This window comes from Roseococcus sp. GW821-FHT12F05, assembly GCF_058806835.1.
This window is the reverse complement of the sequence record NZ_JBXAQB010000004.1, coordinates 222,991-239,390: the sequence shown is the minus strand read 5'-3', so window position 1 is coordinate 239,390 and position 16,400 is coordinate 222,991. Positions and strand designations below refer to the sequence as shown.

15 protein-coding genes are annotated in these 16,400 nt (G+C 71.7%); 3 read left to right on the top strand and 12 right to left on the bottom strand.

Features of this window, described 5'->3' with window-relative positions:
* The first annotated feature begins 157 nt into the window (after nt 1–157).
* Nucleotides 158–1,375: a DUF2252 family protein gene (locus tag AC1ROY_RS13075; protein WP_493149263.1), complete on the top strand. Its 1,218-nt coding sequence runs from the start codon at nt 158–160 to the stop codon at nt 1,373–1,375.
* Nucleotides 1,376–1,585: 210 nt separating this feature from the next.
* Here AC1ROY_RS13075 and AC1ROY_RS13070 read toward each other — a convergent pair whose 3' ends face one another.
* Nucleotides 1,586–2,068 carry a cupin domain-containing protein gene (locus AC1ROY_RS13070; RefSeq protein WP_493149262.1) on the bottom strand — a complete coding sequence of 161 codons (483 nt, stop codon included), beginning with the start codon at nt 2,066–2,068 and terminating at the stop codon, nt 1,586–1,588.
* Between the two features lie 290 nt (nt 2,069–2,358).
* Here AC1ROY_RS13070 and AC1ROY_RS13065 point away from each other — a divergent pair, with 290 nt between their 5' ends.
* The gene (locus AC1ROY_RS13065) at nt 2,359–2,862 is read left to right on the top strand and encodes a GNAT family N-acetyltransferase (RefSeq protein ID WP_493149261.1); all 504 of its coding nucleotides are present in this window, start codon (nt 2,359–2,361) and stop codon (nt 2,860–2,862) included.
* A gap of 18 nt (nt 2,863–2,880) precedes the next feature.
* On the opposite strand, the gene AC1ROY_RS13060 is transcribed toward AC1ROY_RS13065, so the two are convergent.
* From AC1ROY_RS13060 to AC1ROY_RS13010, 11 genes are all read right to left on the bottom strand, one after another.
* Nucleotides 2,881–3,375 carry a hypothetical protein gene (locus tag AC1ROY_RS13060; RefSeq protein WP_493149260.1) on the bottom strand — a complete coding sequence of 165 codons (495 nt, stop codon included), beginning with the start codon at nt 3,373–3,375 and terminating at the stop codon, nt 2,881–2,883.
* 2 nt (nt 3,376–3,377) lie between these two features.
* Nucleotides 3,378–4,259 carry an alpha/beta fold hydrolase gene (locus AC1ROY_RS13055; RefSeq protein ID WP_493149259.1) on the bottom strand — a complete coding sequence of 294 codons (882 nt, stop codon included), beginning with the start codon at nt 4,257–4,259 and terminating at the stop codon, nt 3,378–3,380.
* 115 nt (nt 4,260–4,374) lie between these two features.
* Nucleotides 4,375–6,399, bottom strand: a complete 2,025-nt coding sequence (locus AC1ROY_RS13050) for a hypothetical protein (RefSeq protein ID WP_493149258.1) — start codon at nt 6,397–6,399, stop codon at nt 4,375–4,377.
* A gap of 138 nt (nt 6,400–6,537) precedes the next feature.
* Entirely contained in the window at nt 6,538–7,263 is a 726-nt protein-coding gene (locus AC1ROY_RS13045) for an SDR family NAD(P)-dependent oxidoreductase (RefSeq protein WP_493149257.1), read from the bottom strand.
* Nucleotides 7,264–7,377: 114 nt separating this feature from the next.
* Entirely contained in the window at nt 7,378–8,496 is a 1,119-nt protein-coding gene (locus AC1ROY_RS13040; protein WP_493149256.1) for an alpha/beta hydrolase, read from the bottom strand.
* Entirely contained in the window at nt 8,493–9,878 is a 1,386-nt protein-coding gene (locus AC1ROY_RS13035; protein ID WP_493149255.1) for an FAD-binding oxidoreductase, read from the bottom strand. Before AC1ROY_RS13035 ends, AC1ROY_RS13040 begins: the two co-directional genes overlap by 4 nt.
* 236 nt (nt 9,879–10,114) lie before the next feature.
* Complete coding sequence (locus AC1ROY_RS13030; RefSeq protein ID WP_493149254.1) at nt 10,115–11,341, bottom strand: DUF4384 domain-containing protein; 1,227 nt, start codon at nt 11,339–11,341, stop codon at nt 10,115–10,117.
* Nucleotides 11,342–11,358: 17 nt separating this feature from the next.
* Entirely contained in the window at nt 11,359–12,873 is a 1,515-nt protein-coding gene (locus tag AC1ROY_RS13025) for a tetratricopeptide repeat protein (protein ID WP_493149253.1), read from the bottom strand.
* Nucleotides 12,870–13,427 (bottom strand): hypothetical protein, encoded by a 558-nt coding sequence (locus AC1ROY_RS13020; RefSeq protein ID WP_493149252.1) that lies wholly within the window; start codon nt 13,425–13,427, stop codon nt 12,870–12,872. The genes AC1ROY_RS13025 and AC1ROY_RS13020 overlap by 4 nt, the downstream gene beginning before the upstream one ends.
* Nucleotides 13,414–14,142, bottom strand: coding sequence for a hypothetical protein (locus tag AC1ROY_RS13015; RefSeq protein WP_493149251.1), 729 nt, complete (start codon nt 14,140–14,142; stop codon nt 13,414–13,416). The genes AC1ROY_RS13020 and AC1ROY_RS13015 overlap by 14 nt, the downstream gene beginning before the upstream one ends.
* A gap of 76 nt (nt 14,143–14,218) precedes the next feature.
* Nucleotides 14,219–15,007: a hypothetical protein gene (locus tag AC1ROY_RS13010; protein ID WP_493149250.1), complete on the bottom strand. Its 789-nt coding sequence runs from the start codon at nt 15,005–15,007 to the stop codon at nt 14,219–14,221.
* Between the two features lie 276 nt (nt 15,008–15,283).
* On the opposite strand from AC1ROY_RS13010, the gene AC1ROY_RS13005 reads away from it, so the two are divergent.
* Nucleotides 15,284–16,390: an SH3 domain-containing protein gene (locus AC1ROY_RS13005; RefSeq protein WP_493149464.1), complete on the top strand. Its 1,107-nt coding sequence runs from the start codon at nt 15,284–15,286 to the stop codon at nt 16,388–16,390.
* The last annotated feature ends 10 nt before the right edge of the window (nt 16,391–16,400 follow it).

Below are 16,400 nucleotides of genomic sequence, written 5' to 3'. Positions count from 1 at the left end.
AATGAAATAATGGAACTATCTTATGTTAATCATCTTGAGGGTGACCTCGATAGAAGCGTCGGTGTCGGGCGCGGCAGTTGCAGGACATCGCACCACCCCGTTGTGAACTTTCCGTGATCTTGCAGCGCCGCGAGGAAGCGCCGCGTTAGCAAATCACATGAAAAGCACCCGCGCGATTACGCCAGACCGCCGCTCTCTATTGTTGACGGCGGAGCGCAATCGGAAGATGGCGACCTCGGCGCACGCCTATGTGCGCGGGAGCACGGCGCGGTTCTACGAGTGGCTGGAGACGTCGGACAAGGCCAGCCTCCCGCAAGGCCCCGAGGTCTGGATCTGCGGCGACTGCCACATCGGGAACCTCGGTCCGGTCGCCAGCGCGAGCGGCGCCCTCGCCATCCAAATTCGCGATCTGGACCAGACGGTCATCGGCAATCCCGCGCACGACCTCATTCGCCTGGGACTGTCGCTCGCGATGGCCGCACGAGGGTCGGATCTTCCGGGAGTGACCACCGCGCGCATGCTGGAGCGCATGATGGACGGCTATGAATCCGCCTTCGAGCCCCGTCTGCTCGAGGTCGCAGGACATGGCGAGCGCGGCACGCCCGAAGTGGTTCGCCTGGTCCTGCACGAGGCATCGAAGCGGTCCTGGAAGCACCTTGCGGATGACAGGATCAATGGCGTGAAGCCGGAGCTCCCCCTGGGGAGGAAGTTCTGGCCGCTCGTGATCGAAGAGCGGGCCGCAGTCCTCGAGCTGTTCGGGACCTCCCGCGTCCATGGGCTGGCAACCGCGCTGCGGTCGCGCGACGACAACGCGCCGGTCCGGGTGCTCGATGCGGCCTATTGGATGAAAGGATGCAGCTCGCTCGGCCGGCTCCGCCTGGCCGTGCTCGTCGCTGTCGGCAAGGGCAAGGCGATCCGTCACTGTCTCATGGACGTGAAGGAAGCCACCGCCGCGTCCGCGCCCAGAAGCCCGGACGCCGATATGCCGCGCGACAATGCGGAGCGCGTCGTCGCCGGCGCGCGCAGCCTGTCGCCCTTCCTGGGCGAGCGAATGCTGGCGGCCCGCCTTCTCGGGAAATCCGTGTTCATCCGGGAACTGCTTCCACAGGATCTGAAGCTCGAAATCGAACGGCTCAACGTCGACGAGGCGATGAGCGTGGCAGAGTATCTGGCGCTGGTGGTCGGCGAGGGGCATTCCCGCCAGCTCGACGCGTCCGAGAGGAAGCATTGGCTGGCGGAACTGCGGCGGAACCGATCGAAGTCGCTGGCCGCGCCGGCGTGGCTCTGGAACAGCGTCGTGGATCTCGTGGCCACACATGAGGCTGCCTATCTGCAGCACTGCCGACGTTACGCCGTGGACGCCGCGGCAGCCTGAGCGGCGATGCCCTGGTTGCGAGCCATCTGGCGGACCTGCCGTAGCGGCGCCCCAGAGCGACGGAGTTTCGTCTCCCGTGACGTTGCAGTGAGAGCGGGCAGGCCCCGATAGACGGTGCTTTGTCGGGAGGCGGTTGAAGCCGGCGCAGCGGAACGGAAGCTGCTCCAGCCAGGCGCGGTGCCCGGGCCTCGGGGCACCGCGCCTTCCGTGTCAGCCCGCGGCCAGCCCGGCCGCGGCATTGTCCTCCGCCGAGCCCAGCCAGTAGCCGTGGCCGCGCGCCAGCCCGACGAAGCGCTCCAGCTCCGCCGGGGTCGGAGGCTGCTGCCCGGCGGCCAGGGGGCGGCCGGCCTCGCGCAGGAAGCGGCCCATGCGCACCGTGGTCGCGATCATCAGCAGGGCCGTCCCCGGCGAGGACTTCCGCCAGGCGTGCCGGCGGCCGCCGGGGATATCCAGCACCTCCCCCTCGTCGAGCTCCCTCCAGCTGCCCTCGACCCAGGCCTCGATCGTGCCCGCCAGCACCATGAAGCACTCGCGGTCCTCGTGGCTGTGCACCGGGACGAAGCCGCCCTGCGCGACCTCGCCCTCCAGGAGGCAGAAGTCGTCGTCCCGGCCGGACAGGTGCGTGAGGCACCGCAGCTGCGGGCCGAAGACATCCCAGGCTTCGGCGGGAACGGGATACGAAGTTTCGGACATGCGATTTCTCCTGCGCGCGAAGGACCGCGGCGCCAGGGGGCGCCGGTCCTCGACCAGGCCGAGCCTGTCCGCCGCGCGTGACGCCATCGTGTCGCGCGGCGCCGGCATCGCAACATCGGTAACCACGCCGTCCCGGCGGAGGGCGCCGCACCGGACATGGTTACGGCTGAAACCAAGTCGGCCCGTGCGGACATCCTTCGATCATCGCCGGCCTCCAGCTTCGGGACCGGGCGGGAGGCGGTCGCGGCTGCCATCCCTTCCGATCCGCAACCGATGGCGACAGGACCACCATGGCGATCGAGCTCGTCTCCCATGACCAGGACCTTCGGGATGTGCAGGATCTCTGCCGGTCCTTCCGCCGGTTCCTCTACGACCGCTACCCGGAGCACCTCGCGATCGTGGAGCTCTACTACGACCCTCGGGGCTTCGAGGACCTGCTGTCGCGGCTCCCCGAGATCCACCGGCGGCCCCGGGGCGCCATCCTGCTCGCGAGGCAGGGCGGGGTTCCCGCGGGATGCGTCATGCACCACCAGATCGCTCCGGGCGTGGCCGAGATGAAGCGGCTCTACGTCTCGCCGGCGGCGCGGGGGAACGGGCTCGGCGCCGCCCTGTGCCGGGCGTCGATGGCGCGGGCGAAGGCGGACGGCCACCGCCGGATGCGGCTGGACACCGGGGTCGGCCAGGTCGAGGCGATGGGCCTCTATCGAGGGCTGGGCTTCGCGGAGGCCGGACCGCTGGGCGGCGTCGACGCCGAGCTGGCGCGCTTCCTCGTCTTCTTCGAGCGGGAGCTCTGACGGGGCCCCGAGGAGCCTTCAGAGCGCAGCCTGAATCGCGGCGAGATCGGAGCGCAGCGGCGCCACGGCCACCAGGTCCGGCAGCAGCTCGTTGCCGTCCAGCTCGCGCAGGATCGGATCCGATTCCAGCAGGCCGTTCCAGGCGGCGATGCCGGCCATCGCGGCCTGGCGCAGCCTCTCGCGCCGGCCCTCCTCGGCCTCGTTCAGGAGCTGGTCGAGATCGGCATCGAGCGCCGCGTCGAGCCGCGCCGCGAGCCCGCCGAGCCGCGCCAGCGCCGCCTGCAGGGCCGCGGCCTGATCCGCGTCCTCGCCGAACTCCGCCTGCAAGGCCGCCTGCAGCCGCCGGAGCTCGGCGGCGGCATGGTCCCTGCTGCCCTGCCAGGCGAGCCGCGCCCTCGCCAGCTCCGCCATCGAGCCGGCCTGGGGCTCGGGCGCCGGAAGCGGAATGGAAAGGCCGACTGCCCTCCCGAACCAGTCCCGCAGCGCCGGATCGGCGGATCCCAGCCCAGGCAAGGTCAGCCTTCCTGCCCGGCTTCGGCGATCCCGCCATCCGGGCCCATCCCGGAATCCGCCAGGAACCGGGCCAGATGCCGCGTGACCGCCTCGGGCGCCTCCAGGGCGGAGATGTGGCCTGCCCCCGGCACCAGGATGTGCGGGCAGCCCATGGCCTCGGCCATCAGCTTCGCCTCCGCCGGGGGGCGCGGGATGTCCTCGGCGCCGCAGATCACGATGCGCGGCATGCGGAGCCGGCCCAGCTCCGGCAGCCGGTCGCGCCGGCCGAAGATGATGCGGCCGAGCGGGACGACGGAATCCACGACGCGGCCGCGGTCCCAGCCGGCCAGCCGCTCGCGGAACCGCGCCAGCAGATCCGGCCGGGAGACGGCGCTGCCGGGGGCGAAGAACATCGGCACGACCGCGTCCAGGACTGGCGGCGGGATGGCCCCGGCCGCCTCGACCGCGGCGAGCATGCCGAAATAGCGCTGGCGGGAGGCCTCCGGCTCCGGCCCGAGGAAGGTGTCGAGCAGCGCCAGGGCCCGGACGCGCTCCGGCGCCGCCAGAGCGAGGCTCGCGCCCCACATGCCGCCGACCGAGAGCCCCGCGATGGCGAAGCGGCCGACGCCCAGCTGGTCGAGCATGGCGAGGTGCTGCCGCGCGAGATCGTCGAGATCCCGTGTCTCCGCCGGCATGGGGCCGGATCCGCCATGGCCCCAGAGCTCCGGCACGAGCACGCGGTGGTGGCGCGCGAGCGCCTCGACCTGCGGCTGCCACATCGCGGCGTCCCACAGAAAGCTGCCGCCGAGGACCACGGCCTCGCCCTCGCCGACGTCGAGGACCTGCATCACCGAGCCCTCGAGCTCGACCTGGTGCAGGGTCGCCTGCTGCATCGCCATCGTCATCGGGATTCCCTTGCGGCCTGAAAGCTGCGGCCGAAGCTAGTGAGGTCCATGGGCGCGGTCGCCTCGCGACGGGATCATGCCGGCATATTCCCCGCGCATGATCCGCGCCGCGGCGTCAGCCGCGGCGCCTTTCGGCCTCCGCGGGCCCCAGGTCGTCCGGCAGCTCCTCCAGATCCGCCCGCGCGTGGACGCTGTGCTCGAGGAGGTACTCCTGGGTCCGGCTCCAGGCGGCATCGACGGCCCCGTCCAGTGCCGCGCGCGACGGGCCCGCCAGCTTCCGCGCGAAGGCGCTGATATCGCCGACGAAGGAGGTCGCATCGTCCCGCCCGGCCTGTGCCGCCTCGATCTGGTTGGCGACCCAGAGCACCTCATGGATGGAATGCCCGCCGTCGAAGACCAGGAACATCATGGAGGCCAGCAGGAACTCGTTTGCATCCACGCCGGGGTTGCTGTTCGCGACGTGCCGGCAGAGATGGAGCAGGACATTCGTGCTGCCCGAGACGCCGGAGGCGACGGGCAGGTGATGGTCGTGCGCCTGCTGCTGCGCCTCGCTGAGCCGGCCGTCGGTCCGTTGCGCGACGCTGGACCTGCCGCGCTTGCCGTGAACGTAGGAGGTGCTGGGCCGGACGCTGGGCTGAAGGAAGAGGTCGTCCGAAACCGGCGGCTGATGCATCAGGGTGATGCCGGGACCGTCGGTTTCGATCTTCTCGACGCCGGTGCGGTTCACCTGGCCGACGAAGGTCGCATAGTTCCGGTCGGCCTCGGCCAGCCAGGGCTGAACGCGATCGAATTCCCGGCCCAGGATCGCCGATTTGACGAGGATGTAGGGCAGCGCCATGAGCTCGGCGCCGTTCTGCGGATTGTGCCGGAGCAGGGCGTCGAGCGCCGTGACCACCTTCTTGGGATTGGGAGGCTGGCCGGGCGGAACCGGGGCGCCGGGTTCGTCGGGCAGCGTCCGCCGGAATTCCTCGAGCAGCGGCACCAGGCCGGACCATGATCGCGGATCCTGCTGGATCATCTCGTTCAGCTTCGCCGCCAGCGGCTCCTGGACATATCTGACGTTCTCGCCGGCGAAATCATTGGCGAAGGCGGTGGCGACACGGCGCATGGCCGCCACCGCCGGGGCCGGCGGATTCCTGAACAATTCGTCGACCAGCGCGCTGTCGAACACGCGCGCATAGGGATTGTCCTGCTGCTGGGTGTGGGGAACCGGGACGCCGTCCGGGGGAAGCTGGTGCAGCAGGGGCGCGGCGGACGAGGAGGCCGCCAGCGTGGCGGGGTTGCCGGGATCGGCGCAATCCATGAAGCGAACGATCAGCTCCCTGACACCCGCGCCGTCGAACCGGTGATGCAGAAACATGGCACGGCCGTCGGCGGCGATCGCCGCCAGCTCCTGATGGTCGGGCCGCCGCGCCTGCTCCTGCGACACCAGCGCCATGAGATGGACCAGCACGTCATTGGGCGTGCGGGACGCCGTGGGCTGCGACAGCCCCTGCGTCTCCATGAGGCGGCGCTTGGCCGGCTCCGCGATGTTGTTGACCGCCGCCTCCGTCGCCTCGCTGATCCCGATGGCGTCGCGATCCTCCCTCGAGGCCAGACCCATGGCCTGGAGGACTCGCCGGACCTGGCCGGACAGGCCCTTGTCGCGATCGGGATCCTGCGGGCGATAGAGCAGGTGGGCGGCACGGAGCGAGGCATGAAGCTCCTCCGCGCGCGACGCGTCGGATGCCAGCGACTGCAGGTGGCCCGTCATGTCCCTGACCAGGTCGCCGGTGGCGCGCAGATCGCCGGCGGGCTCCGCTTCGGGAGGGACACCCGGGACGACCGGGGCGGCCGCCGCCGGCCCGGCGCCTGCGAAGCGGCGCAGGAAGGCCTCGGCGAATCTGGCGCGGGCGGCCTCGGCCGCGGCCTCGGTCTTCCGGCGCTCCCTCAGGCCCAGCTCGTCCGAGGCGAGCGCGATCTCGAGCTCGGCGAGCTCGATCTGGGCCACGAGCATGCGCCCGTGGGACGGCGGGGGACGCTGTTGCAGCAGCGCGACCGCGCCGTCCCGCTCCGCCTCGAACCGCCTCCGCAGCGCGTCCTGCGCTTCCCGGCGCCCCGGGGTGGCACGCCTCAGACCCAGTCTTTCCAGTAGCGCCATGAATGCCTCATGCCCCTGCCCCGCATCGTTCCGGATGCGCCGGGATGGCTATGCCCGCTGCGCTGCCGGCCTCGGCATGCAGAGAAGATATGATCGCATCCGCAGGCTCCGGGACGCCGGCGCCGGCCAGGCCGGATGCTATCGGCCAGCATGCGCTCCGCCGTCGACATGCAGGACCTCCCCGGTCACGAAGGTCGCGGTGTCCAGGTAGAGGACCGCCTCCACGATGTCCGAGACCGCGCCCATCCGTCGCATCGGCTGCAGTTCCGCGAGCACGCCGTGCGCTTCGGCGGCATGCATGGGGGTGTCGACGATCCCCGGCGCCACGGCATTCACCCGTATGCCCCTGTCGGCATATTCGATCGCCAGCGCCCGGGTCACGGCGTTGAGGCCGCCCTTGGTGATCGCGGCCAGCGCGGATGGAACCAGCGTCAGGGGCTGGTCCGCGATGCTCGCCGTCACATTCACGATGTGGCCATGTCCCTGTTCCAACATGGCTCGCGCAGCGTGCTGCGAAAGATGAAAGAATCCGGCGAGATTGACGTTCACGATCCTCAGGAAATCGTCGGCCGAATAGTCGGTGAAGCGCTTCGAGAGAAAGGCGCCCGCATTGTTGACCACGGTATCCACGCGGCCGAAGGTCCGCAGGGCAGTATGGGCCATGCGCTCGGCCGTCGCGGGGTCGGCGATGTCTCCCGCGACGGCGATCGCGCCTGGACAGGAATCCAATCCGCGGGAATTGGCGACGACCTCGAAGCCGCGATCGAGGAAGCCCCGGACGAGGCCGGCGCCGATCCCCTGCGATGCGCCCGTGATCAGGGCAACGCGACGCTCAATGGCCATGCCTTGCTTCTTCCCGTCCATGTTCGATTTCGAAGGGGCGCCCGCGGCGGCGCAGGCCTCCCGCGCTCCGGAGCGCGATGCCCGATGGCCCGGTCCGCGATGGCCGCCACCGGAGGGCCTGGGCGTGCGGCATCCTCATGTCCCGCGCCCCAGGAGTTGCGGCCGCGCCGGCGCCGATCGGAGCGCGGCGTGCAGGAAGCGCGCGACCGACGCGCGGACGCGAATGGCCTCGGGGAGGTCCGGCTGCCAGTTGAAGCCGTGCCACAGGCCCTCGGCCACCAGCAGCTTCGTGGGGACGTCCGCCTGCTCGAGCCTGTCGTGCAGCCGCACGGCGCTGCTGAGGTTGAGATCGCGCGTCGCCGTCGAAATGACGGTCGCGGGAAAGTCGGCGTCATACTCCGCATAGACCGGCGACACGTCCGGATCGCGCAGGTCCCGGCCCGGCGCGTAGTGGTTCCCGACGATGTTGGCCGAGAAATTCCGGATCAGCCCGTCCCGGCCGTTGTTCGACACGATGCTGTCGCCCGCGCCGCTGATGTCGGTGGCCGGCGTGAACAGGCCGAGGCCCGCGATCATGGGCAGCCCCTCCCGCTTCGCCCGGTTGATCATGGCCAGGATGTGGTTCCCGCCGGAGGAGCTGCCGATGCCGACGATTCGGCGGGGATCCATCCGCCGGACCAGATCCCGGTAGACGCGGAGGCATTGCTCGTTCGCCACGGGGTGGAGCGCCTCGGGGGCCAGCGAGTACTCGATCGAATAGACCGTCATGCCCAGCTCCTGCGCCATCAGCAGGGCCATGCGGTCGCGGGCACTGCCGATCACGAAGGCGCCGCCATGGATGTTGAGGGCGATCGCGTCCTCCAGACCGGGCGTGATATCCGGAGGCGTGATGATCGTGACGGGGACGCCGGCGATCTCGGTCCTCTCCAGCTGGAGCCGGTGGCGCCGGATGATCGCGTCCTCGAAGGGGCGCTCGGCTTCCGCGAAGCGGCGCCGCCCGTCGATGATGGCCTGGCGGGTCGCCATCAGCGGCACCACGAGGTCGGGCACGATCGTCAGCCGCTGGGCCTCGATGAAGGCCGCGGCCTCGGGGCTGATCGTCGCCCGCTGGTCGTCGGACAACGCCATCGGACGCGAGGCCGACCGCCAGCCGCCATATCCGGCCAGGCCGAGAGCCAGGGTGGCGACCAGCAGGACCCGCCACCAGCGGGAGCGCGGCCTGCGGACGGCAGCCTCGACGGCGGTGCCGCTCATCGGCCCGCCGCGCTCGTCAGCGCCGACGTTCCTCGCTCCGGCAGGGGAATGCTGGACCAGAAGCGGTTCTCCGGATCGAAGCGGCGCTTCGCCGCCGACAGCCGCTCCGCATTCGGGCCGAAGCTCGCGCGGCACCGCTCGCCGGCGTCGGGGGCCAGCAGGTTCGCATAGCCGCCGGGCAGCGCGAGCGGCGCCAGCCGCCGGGAGGTTTCGCGCACCCAGCTGCGCTCCCGCGCGCCGCCGTCCGGATCGTCCGCCGGGGCGGTCCCGAGGATCTCCAGCATCACGTGCGGATCACGAAGACCGAACGCCGTCCCCGCCACGGGGACGCGCGCGGCCGCGCCGTGCAGCCCATGCGTGACCAGCGAACAGCCCGGCGACGGCCGCTCGCGCATGCATTCGAGCAGGGTGTCGATCACCGCGCCATCCAGCGTCCGGAACCACAGGCTGTCCATGACATGGCGGTCCCCGTTCGTGATGAAGGGGTCGAAGAGGGTTCGCGATTCGCCATAGGTCTGGGCCCGGACATCGGCCATGAGCGGATCGGCGAGGGCCGTCAGCGCCTCGATATGCGGGGCCGCCGCATCGGGATCGCCGCTCCAGGTGGGGACGACGCAGGCCATCGGCCCGCCGTCGGGGCCCGAGAGCAGGACGAACTGGAGGTAGAGCTCGTCGGGCGCGCGCGCGGCCATCGCCGCCACGCCCTCCAGCACCGCCCGCACGGATTCGAACGGGTAGAGGATCATTCCCGAATGGACAGTCGCCAGGGCGTGCAGCCGGATGTCCATGGCGGTCACCACGCCGAAATTGCCGCCGCCGCCCCGGAGCGCCCAGAGCAGCTCGGGCTCGCTCCGCTCCGTCACGATGAGGCCGGAGCCGTCCGCAAGCACGAGCTCGACGCCCAGCAGGTTGTCGCAGGCCAGGCCGAAGCGGCCGATGAGCGGGCCATAGCCGCCACCCAGCGTGAGCCCCGCCAGGCCGACGCTCCCGACCGATCCGGTCACCGGCGCCAGGCCGAGCGGATCGGCGACGGTCAGGACATCGCTCGCACGGACCCCGCCGCCGACGCGCGCCCGGCTGTGGTCGCTCCCCAGCTCGACCGTCCGCAACGGCGAGAGATCGATCACGAGGCCGTCGCAGAGCGCGCGCCCGGCCCAGTCGTGCCCGCCGCCGCGGACGGAGAATGGCACATCGGCGTCCCGGGCGAGGCGGACGGCATGCTGGACGTCGCCCTGCGTCGCGCAATGGGCGATCAGCGCGGGCCGGCGCTCGGCCAGGCTCCAGATGTCGGTCGCGGCGGCATAGCCGGCCATGCCCGGGCGCGAGACGCGGCCCGGCAGGCGGGATTCCAGCCGGATGGCGAGTCGATCGATGGGATTCACGATGAGGCTCCGGTTGCTGGCCGATGACGAACGGGCAGCAGCCGGTCTCGCGCGGATGAGCTACGGAAGGCCTTCGGGCCGGAGCCTACGGGTTACGATTGTCGCGCAGAGGGCAGGACGAGGTCGTTCCGGGCCGCGCCGACGAACAGGCGGATGCCATTCATCGACACGCCCGGGACAGCCGTCATCGCTTCACGATGCAGGTCGACAGGGCCTGCGCGCCCCGGGGGATCCGCCTATAGCGGCCTCGCGCCGGAGGGCGGCTCGGATGGCTGCACCCGATACGTCACCTCGACGATGGTTCTCGCATCGTTCGGCCGGCGCAGCGCCTCGACCAGCGCCTGCGCGAAGGCATGGCCGGGGGCGAGCGTCATGGTGGGCATGTCGTGACCCGACGGCAGCGCCACGAGCGGTGCCTCGTCGGTCGGGCCGGCGATGACGAGAATCCGCTCCTGCTCCGCGACGGGACCGCGCGGGCCGCGCAGCCGCAGCCGCAGGTCGATCCCGGCCGGCGGCAGCATCAGCTCCTGGCTGGCCGAAAGGATCGAGCGCTGGCGCAGATTGGGGTACAGCACGTCGATCATTCCACCCTGGCCGAGCGCCAGCACCGTGATCTGACAGGCCTGTTCGGCGCGCAGCCGCAGCGTCATCCGCTCCCCCGCCAGATAGGCCCGGCGGTCCAGCATGACGGCGAGGCCCGCGCCCGCGGGGGCCGCCGGGCGCACCCAGTCGAGCGCCGGACCCGACGGCGCCGCGGACGCTCCCGCCGAAGCGGCCTCGGTCACATAGGGCAGGCCGAGGTGCTTCATGCGCAGCGCCGGGTTCTCCTGCGCGATGGCGGCGAGTTCCCGCGTCAGCGTCTGGTTGGCGGTCGCCGTATCGGGCGCGGCCTCCATGCGCGCCAGGAGCCTGTCCCGCATCGCGCGCGTGAAGGGCTCGGTTGTCGCGATGATGAAGGCGAGCGCCGCTCCCCGCGGCTCGCGAAGCCGCAGCACGAAGCGGTCGATGCCGGGGCGCGGGAAGATCAGCGGCGCGTCGGCCGGCAGGGCCGCCGGATCCTGCGGCACGCCCGGGACGTTCGAAGGCAGCGAGTCCGGTGGGAAGAGCCATACGGGCTTGCCCTCCGCGCCCACCCCCAGGATCTGCACATGCGCCGCAACGCTGCTTTCGACGCCGATCTGCGCCGTATCGCCGACGACGTAGCGCTGATCGGGGCGATCCAGCCAGGCGGCCAGCCGTCCGGGAAAGGGCTCCGTGCCGGGGTCGCGCGCGGGGACCATCTCCAGCAGCTCCGGCCGCATGCTGCGGGTCAGCTGCAGGGAAATCGGCGCGGTGCCCCGGTCCAGCTCGCCCACCACGCCGCCGAGCGATCCGCCCGGACTGCCGGCCGGCTGCGCCCGCGCGGGCAGGGCCAGCGCCAGAAGGGGAAGTGCCAGCGTGCGGCGGGAGATTCTCGGCGTCATGGTTCTACGATCCTGTCTCAGCGGCCTTGTTGGGGGGTGCGGCACCGGTCGTCGCCCATGACCGGGGCACGGGCGGAATCCTCGATCAGCGCGGCCAATGCGTTGGCGCGATGCGGGAACTCGGCATCGTCGGCGAAGCGGCGCGCGGCATCGCGCAGGCCGGGTATCTGGGCCGTCGCGGCAGCCGGATCGGGCGCGCCGCCGATCCCGCAGAAGAGGGCCGTCGCGTACCAGAAGATCGCATCGGGCGGCGGCAGCGCGGCCCTGGCGAGGATGCCCAGCTGCTCGCGCCCCGCCGCCGGGGAGCTCCCGGTGAGCAGGTCCTGCGCAAGACGGAGCCTCGACATCGGCTCGCCGAGCCCGGCGGCTGCCTCGCGCTCGCGGCTGGCGCCGGCGGCGTCGCCGGCCGCCTCCAGGGCGCGCGACAGGTGCCATCGGGCCTTGCCGGCGGAAGGCGCGAGCGCCACCGCCTGCTCGCATGCGCGCCGGGCTTCGCCGAAACGCCGCGGATCCCGCAGGAAGGCCTCGCCGATGCCGGTGGTCTGGCCCGCGTCGCGCCGCTCCGGATCCAGCCTGTGGCCGGCAAGGGCATCGCATTCCTTCAGCGCGGCGCAGGCGGCCTGCGGCCGGCCGGCAGGGCCGGATGCGGGCCGGCCCGCCGGCACGGCGAGCTCCGCATCCCGGCACAGCGCCTGCGGGTCCCCGGAAACGGGTATCGCCCGCTCCCTCTCCGGCCTGCCCACGTTCGGCACGGCGCCGACCAGCCCGATGAAGCCGATGGCCAGGGCCGCGACGGCCAGGGCAGGCAGGGCCTTCCGCGTCCAGTCCTTCCGCACCTCCGGCCCGGCTTCGCCGCCGACGCCTGCGAAGGCGCGCGCGAAATCGGGATGGATCCACGCATCGGCCGGCACCCAGGCCTGGAGCGCCTGCTGGAGGGTGCGAACCCGCCGCGGCCGGTGGCCGAGCGCCTCCAGCCGCCGCATCAGCGCCGGGATCTCGTGCAGGCGTTCGCCGTCCAGCGCGTGATCCTCCTCCGGCAGGAGGATCAGGCGGCCCGGCGTCTCGTGACCATTGGCGAGGATCGCCTCCAGCTTGGCCGGAATCCCGGCCACCGCGCGCACCGTGAGCTGGGCCCCGGCCGGCGCGCCGGATGGCGTCGCCTGCACCGCGCCGGTGGCGATGAGGGGCGGCAGTTCGGCCCAGCGGGCGGGCGGGATGCAGCGCGCGGCAATGAAGCCGAGCATCGCGCACAGCGTGCTGCTGGCACCGACGACGCCGCGCTGCGGCGCGCCCTCCACCGCGATGACGGCGACACCGACGCATTGCTCGGTGCCGGCACGCGACAGGAGCGGCCCCGCGACACCGCGCACGGCGGCCGCCGCGTCCAGGAACGGCGCTTCCTGCTGCGGATCCTGGAAGTAGGGGCAGATCCCGCTGCCCTGCTCCAGCCAGAAGCTGTACTCGCGCAGGCTGCCCGGGCCATCGCCCAGGGGCGGCACGACGGGGATGCGGATGCGCAGCAGCGACGTCATGGCCCGGCGGGCAATTCGAGCAGGAGCCGCTCCTCGCCGGAGAGCCGGTCGGCCGGCGTGGCCGGCATGCCACGCCAGGGCGCGTGGATGCTTCCCGCCGCATCGGTGGTGGCGTCGAGCCAGACCATGCCGGAGCTTTCCTCGCGCAGCAGCACGCGCCGGCCCGCCACGCCGCCGGGAAGGGCGGCATCCAATGTCAGCGCGAGGAGGTAGGGCAGCGCCGGCGCCGGGCCGGGCCGCACCTCCAGGACCGCCCGGCCTTCGATCTCGAGGCGCAGTGGGCGCGCCGCGCCATCGCTGGCCGCGAGCCCGATCACCCGGAAGGCCGTATTGTCGTTGGCCGCCACGGCGCTGCGCCGTGCCAGCGCAAAGTCCCGCCGGAGCGAGGGGGCGAGCATGAGGCTCATGATCTCCTGCTCCGTCATCAGCGCCGGGTCGGCCGCTAGACGCGCCAGGCGCGCCGGGTCGATGGGGATGGCCTGAGGCGCATCCTCGTCCTGGAGGCCGAGAAGGCGCGCCAGGATCGTGTCGTCGTCGGGCTCAGTGTTGGTCATTCTGGTCTCCAAAGGGGTGGCTTCCGGCCTCGCGCTCGGCGCGGGCCCACATCTCGAGCCAGGCCTTCGCGAGCCGCGAGGCCTCGGCCCTGAACACATCGATCTCCATGGCCAGCAGGGCGCGCAGGAGAAGCCGGTCCACCAGCGCCTTGCGCCAGTCCGGCCCAAGCAATTCGCTCATGGCCTTCAGCGTTTCCGGCCGGACGAAGGGCCCGGCATCGCTGCGGACATGCACGGTGATGGTGACATCGCGCACCGGCATGGCATTCAGCTCGTCCCGCAGCGCGGCATGGGCCATCCCGACGCGCTCCGGGTCCGGCGTGGCGCCGGCCCGCTTCGCTCCGATGATCGCCTGCTCGAAGATGTAGGTGAGCTTGCGCCGCATCTCGCCCAGGAAGCCCTCGAGGGCAGCGCCTTCGAGCCGGAGCAGGCGGCCGAGGTCGTTTTCCTCCCGCCCCCGCGTGACCGCCCGATAGCCGGCCCCGAAGGCCTCCTGAAGGGCCGCATCGGTCGGCGCGAACAGCAGCCCCTCCCCTCCGCCGAGGATGAAGAGCATCCCCAGCACCTCGCTCGGAGGGGGGCCGGCATTCAGCGCCTGGGCCACGCGCGAGCGGACCCGCTGCAGCAGCATCTCCGCCTGCGGATTGTCCTTCAGCGCCTCCAGGAGCGTTTGCAGATCAGCCCATCTCGTCCGCGCGTCGTACCCGTCCGGCATCTCGTGCTCCCTCGTCTCGCCTGACGCGCCGGGACCATGAGGCCGCCCGAAGGCTGTCCCATGGCCCGTCGCGAAGTCATCCGCCCGCCGCGCGGCCATTGCGCCAGGCGGTGAAGTCGAACGGCTCGGCGCTGGCCGAACCGCGTGCCGGCTCGGCGCTGCGCTGCGCCTGCACCAGCTCCAGCGTGCTGCGCACCTGGCCCACCGCCTGCGTCGCCGCCCGCTCCACTCCGGCGATGTCGCCGATCAGCCGGTCGGCGGACTGGAGGGCATGGCCGGCGCGGGCCAGGGCGAGCTCGGCCTCGACCGTCGCCAGCGCGGTGGCGATGCGGTTCTCCATCAGCACCGCCTCCTGACGCACGCGCGCCAGGGCGGCGCGGCGCGGCGGGAGAAGGACGCTGAGGCTCTGCTCGAACTGCGCCTGCTCGGCCGACAGGGAGCTCGCCTGGAGTTCCACATCCGCCACGCTGAGGCTGCGGCTGAGATAGCTCACCCGCTCCAGGCCCCGCGCCATCGCCTCGTTGGTGCGGCTGCGCAGCAGGGCCTGCTGGCCGAGATTGGCGTCCAGCAGGTTGCGCTGGCGCCGGTCCTCGTTCTCGATCGCCCGGAGGCCCTGCTCGGCGAGCGCCCGGGATTCGGCCACCTCCGCCTGGCGGTTCTGGAGCGCGGGGATGCGGTCCGCGAGGCAGTGGACCGGCGCCATCTGACAGGTCGCCGGCGTCCAGGCCAACCGGCCCCGGAGGTCGTTCAGCAGGCCGGTCGTGGGACCGGGGGCCACGATATAGGCCGCGCCCAGGCCGATCCCGCCCAGCATCGCCACGTTCAGGCCGCCCCGAAGGAGGCGGAAGCCAACTGTGCTGCTCATCCCGATAATCCTTTGCTGAAGAACAACATCGTCATAGCGGGGTGCATGGGAGGGGGGGGGTGGCGGCGGCTGATATTTCTTTTTCGGGCATATCTTCGACCCATCCAAAGAAATTAATGCTTCGCTCCTGCCCAACCGGATGAAACTGTGCCTACCATGTGCGACGGTTCAAGTCTCGATCTCCGCAATTTCGGGAAAATCGACATGTCCATTCTTTCGCATTCAAAATCCCGTCGGCAAACATCCCTTCATCCAGGAATTTTGTTGGTGGCCGCCATGCCGCTGCTCGCGGCCTGTCAGACCACGTCGCAGGGTCCGGCCGTCAGCGATGCGCGGGAGGACACCTGCGCTGTCCATCGCGTTGCCTTCCGCACGACCGAGCCCACCTTCAGCGTCGGCCAGCGCGCGGCCCTGGCGGTCGGCGCGGGAGCGGTGGCCGGCGTGGTGACGGGACTTGTCACGGGAAATGCGAGCGCCGGCTTCGCGGTCGGTGCCTCCGTCGCGGCGATCGGCATCACGGCGGTGCTGGTGGATGCGAGCTTCCAGCAGATGCGCGAGGATCAGCGCCGCCAGGCCCTGCTCAACCAGACCGTCGCCGTGGACCGCTTCGGCGAGCGGGTGACGGGAGCGCAGCTCGCGCTGGAGCGCCTCACGACGTGCCGGCGCCAGCAGGTGGCGACGGTGCGCAGCCAGGTCGCCCGCGGCGGCATGCCGCGCGCCGACGGCCAGGCCGAGCTGCAGAAGATCCGCGGCTGGTTCGAGGATGACGTGACGCTGGTCCGTGCCTTCGACCAGCGCCTCGGCAACGAGTCACGCCAGCTCGCCGATTCCAGCCGGCACATCAACAGCGCCGGCCTGAACACCGACGCGGCGTTCCGCGGCTTCACCGGCATCGCGGCCCGCGAAAGCCAGGTGAAGACGAGCGCGTCCACTGGCGCGACGGATGCCGGTGCGATGCGCCCGGGCCAGACGATCCGCGTCACGGCGCGCGAGGGCGCGTGGTACCGGGTCGCCCTGCCGAACGGCCGCACCGGCTACGTGCAGGCCAGCGCCGTGGCCCGCGAGGCGCCGGCGCGCGAATACCAGGGCAGCACCGAGTCCAGCCTGCGCGAGGCCGCGCTGGACGACGCGTCGGAGCGCGGGCGCGTCGCCAGCGGCAACCCCTACCGGGTGATCGGCAACCTCCCGGGCTGGCTCGTGGTCGACCAGGGCTCCAGCCGACGCAGCTTCGTCCGCGCCGCTGCGCTGCGGCCGGCCTCGGTCGATGTCACCGGCCGCGAGGTCCTGCAATCCACGGCCACCGCCGTCGCCGCCCGCGATGCCTTCTCCGCCGGCGCCGAGGGACTGGCGGGCGAGGCGCGAAGCATCCGCTTCGACCTGTGAGGTTGACCGG

Coding starts and splice junctions, on each gene's coding strand:
- AC1ROY_RS13075 (WP_493149263.1), top strand. CDS start 158: ATGAAAAGCACCCGCGCGATTACGCCAGACCGCCGCTCTCTATTGTTG.
- AC1ROY_RS13070 (WP_493149262.1), bottom strand. CDS start 2,068: ATGTCCGAAACTTCGTATCCCGTTCCCGCCGAAGCCTGGGATGTCTTC.
- AC1ROY_RS13065 (WP_493149261.1), top strand. CDS start 2,359: ATGGCGATCGAGCTCGTCTCCCATGACCAGGACCTTCGGGATGTGCAG.
- AC1ROY_RS13055 (WP_493149259.1), bottom strand. CDS start 4,259: ATGACGATGGCGATGCAGCAGGCGACCCTGCACCAGGTCGAGCTCGAG.
- AC1ROY_RS13050 (WP_493149258.1), bottom strand. CDS start 6,399: ATGGCGCTACTGGAAAGACTGGGTCTGAGGCGTGCCACCCCGGGGCGC.
- AC1ROY_RS13045 (WP_493149257.1), bottom strand. CDS start 7,263: ATGGACGGGAAGAAGCAAGGCATGGCCATTGAGCGTCGCGTTGCCCTG.
- AC1ROY_RS13040 (WP_493149256.1), bottom strand. CDS start 8,496: ATGAGCGGCACCGCCGTCGAGGCTGCCGTCCGCAGGCCGCGCTCCCGC.
- AC1ROY_RS13030 (WP_493149254.1), bottom strand. CDS start 11,341: ATGACGCCGAGAATCTCCCGCCGCACGCTGGCACTTCCCCTTCTGGCG.
- AC1ROY_RS13025 (WP_493149253.1), bottom strand. CDS start 12,873: ATGACGTCGCTGCTGCGCATCCGCATCCCCGTCGTGCCGCCCCTGGGC.
- AC1ROY_RS13020 (WP_493149252.1), bottom strand. CDS start 13,427: ATGACCAACACTGAGCCCGACGACGACACGATCCTGGCGCGCCTTCTC.
- AC1ROY_RS13015 (WP_493149251.1), bottom strand. CDS start 14,142: ATGCCGGACGGGTACGACGCGCGGACGAGATGGGCTGATCTGCAAACG.
- AC1ROY_RS13010 (WP_493149250.1), bottom strand. CDS start 15,007: ATGAGCAGCACAGTTGGCTTCCGCCTCCTTCGGGGCGGCCTGAACGTG.
- AC1ROY_RS13005 (WP_493149464.1), top strand. CDS start 15,284: ATGCCGCTGCTCGCGGCCTGTCAGACCACGTCGCAGGGTCCGGCCGTC.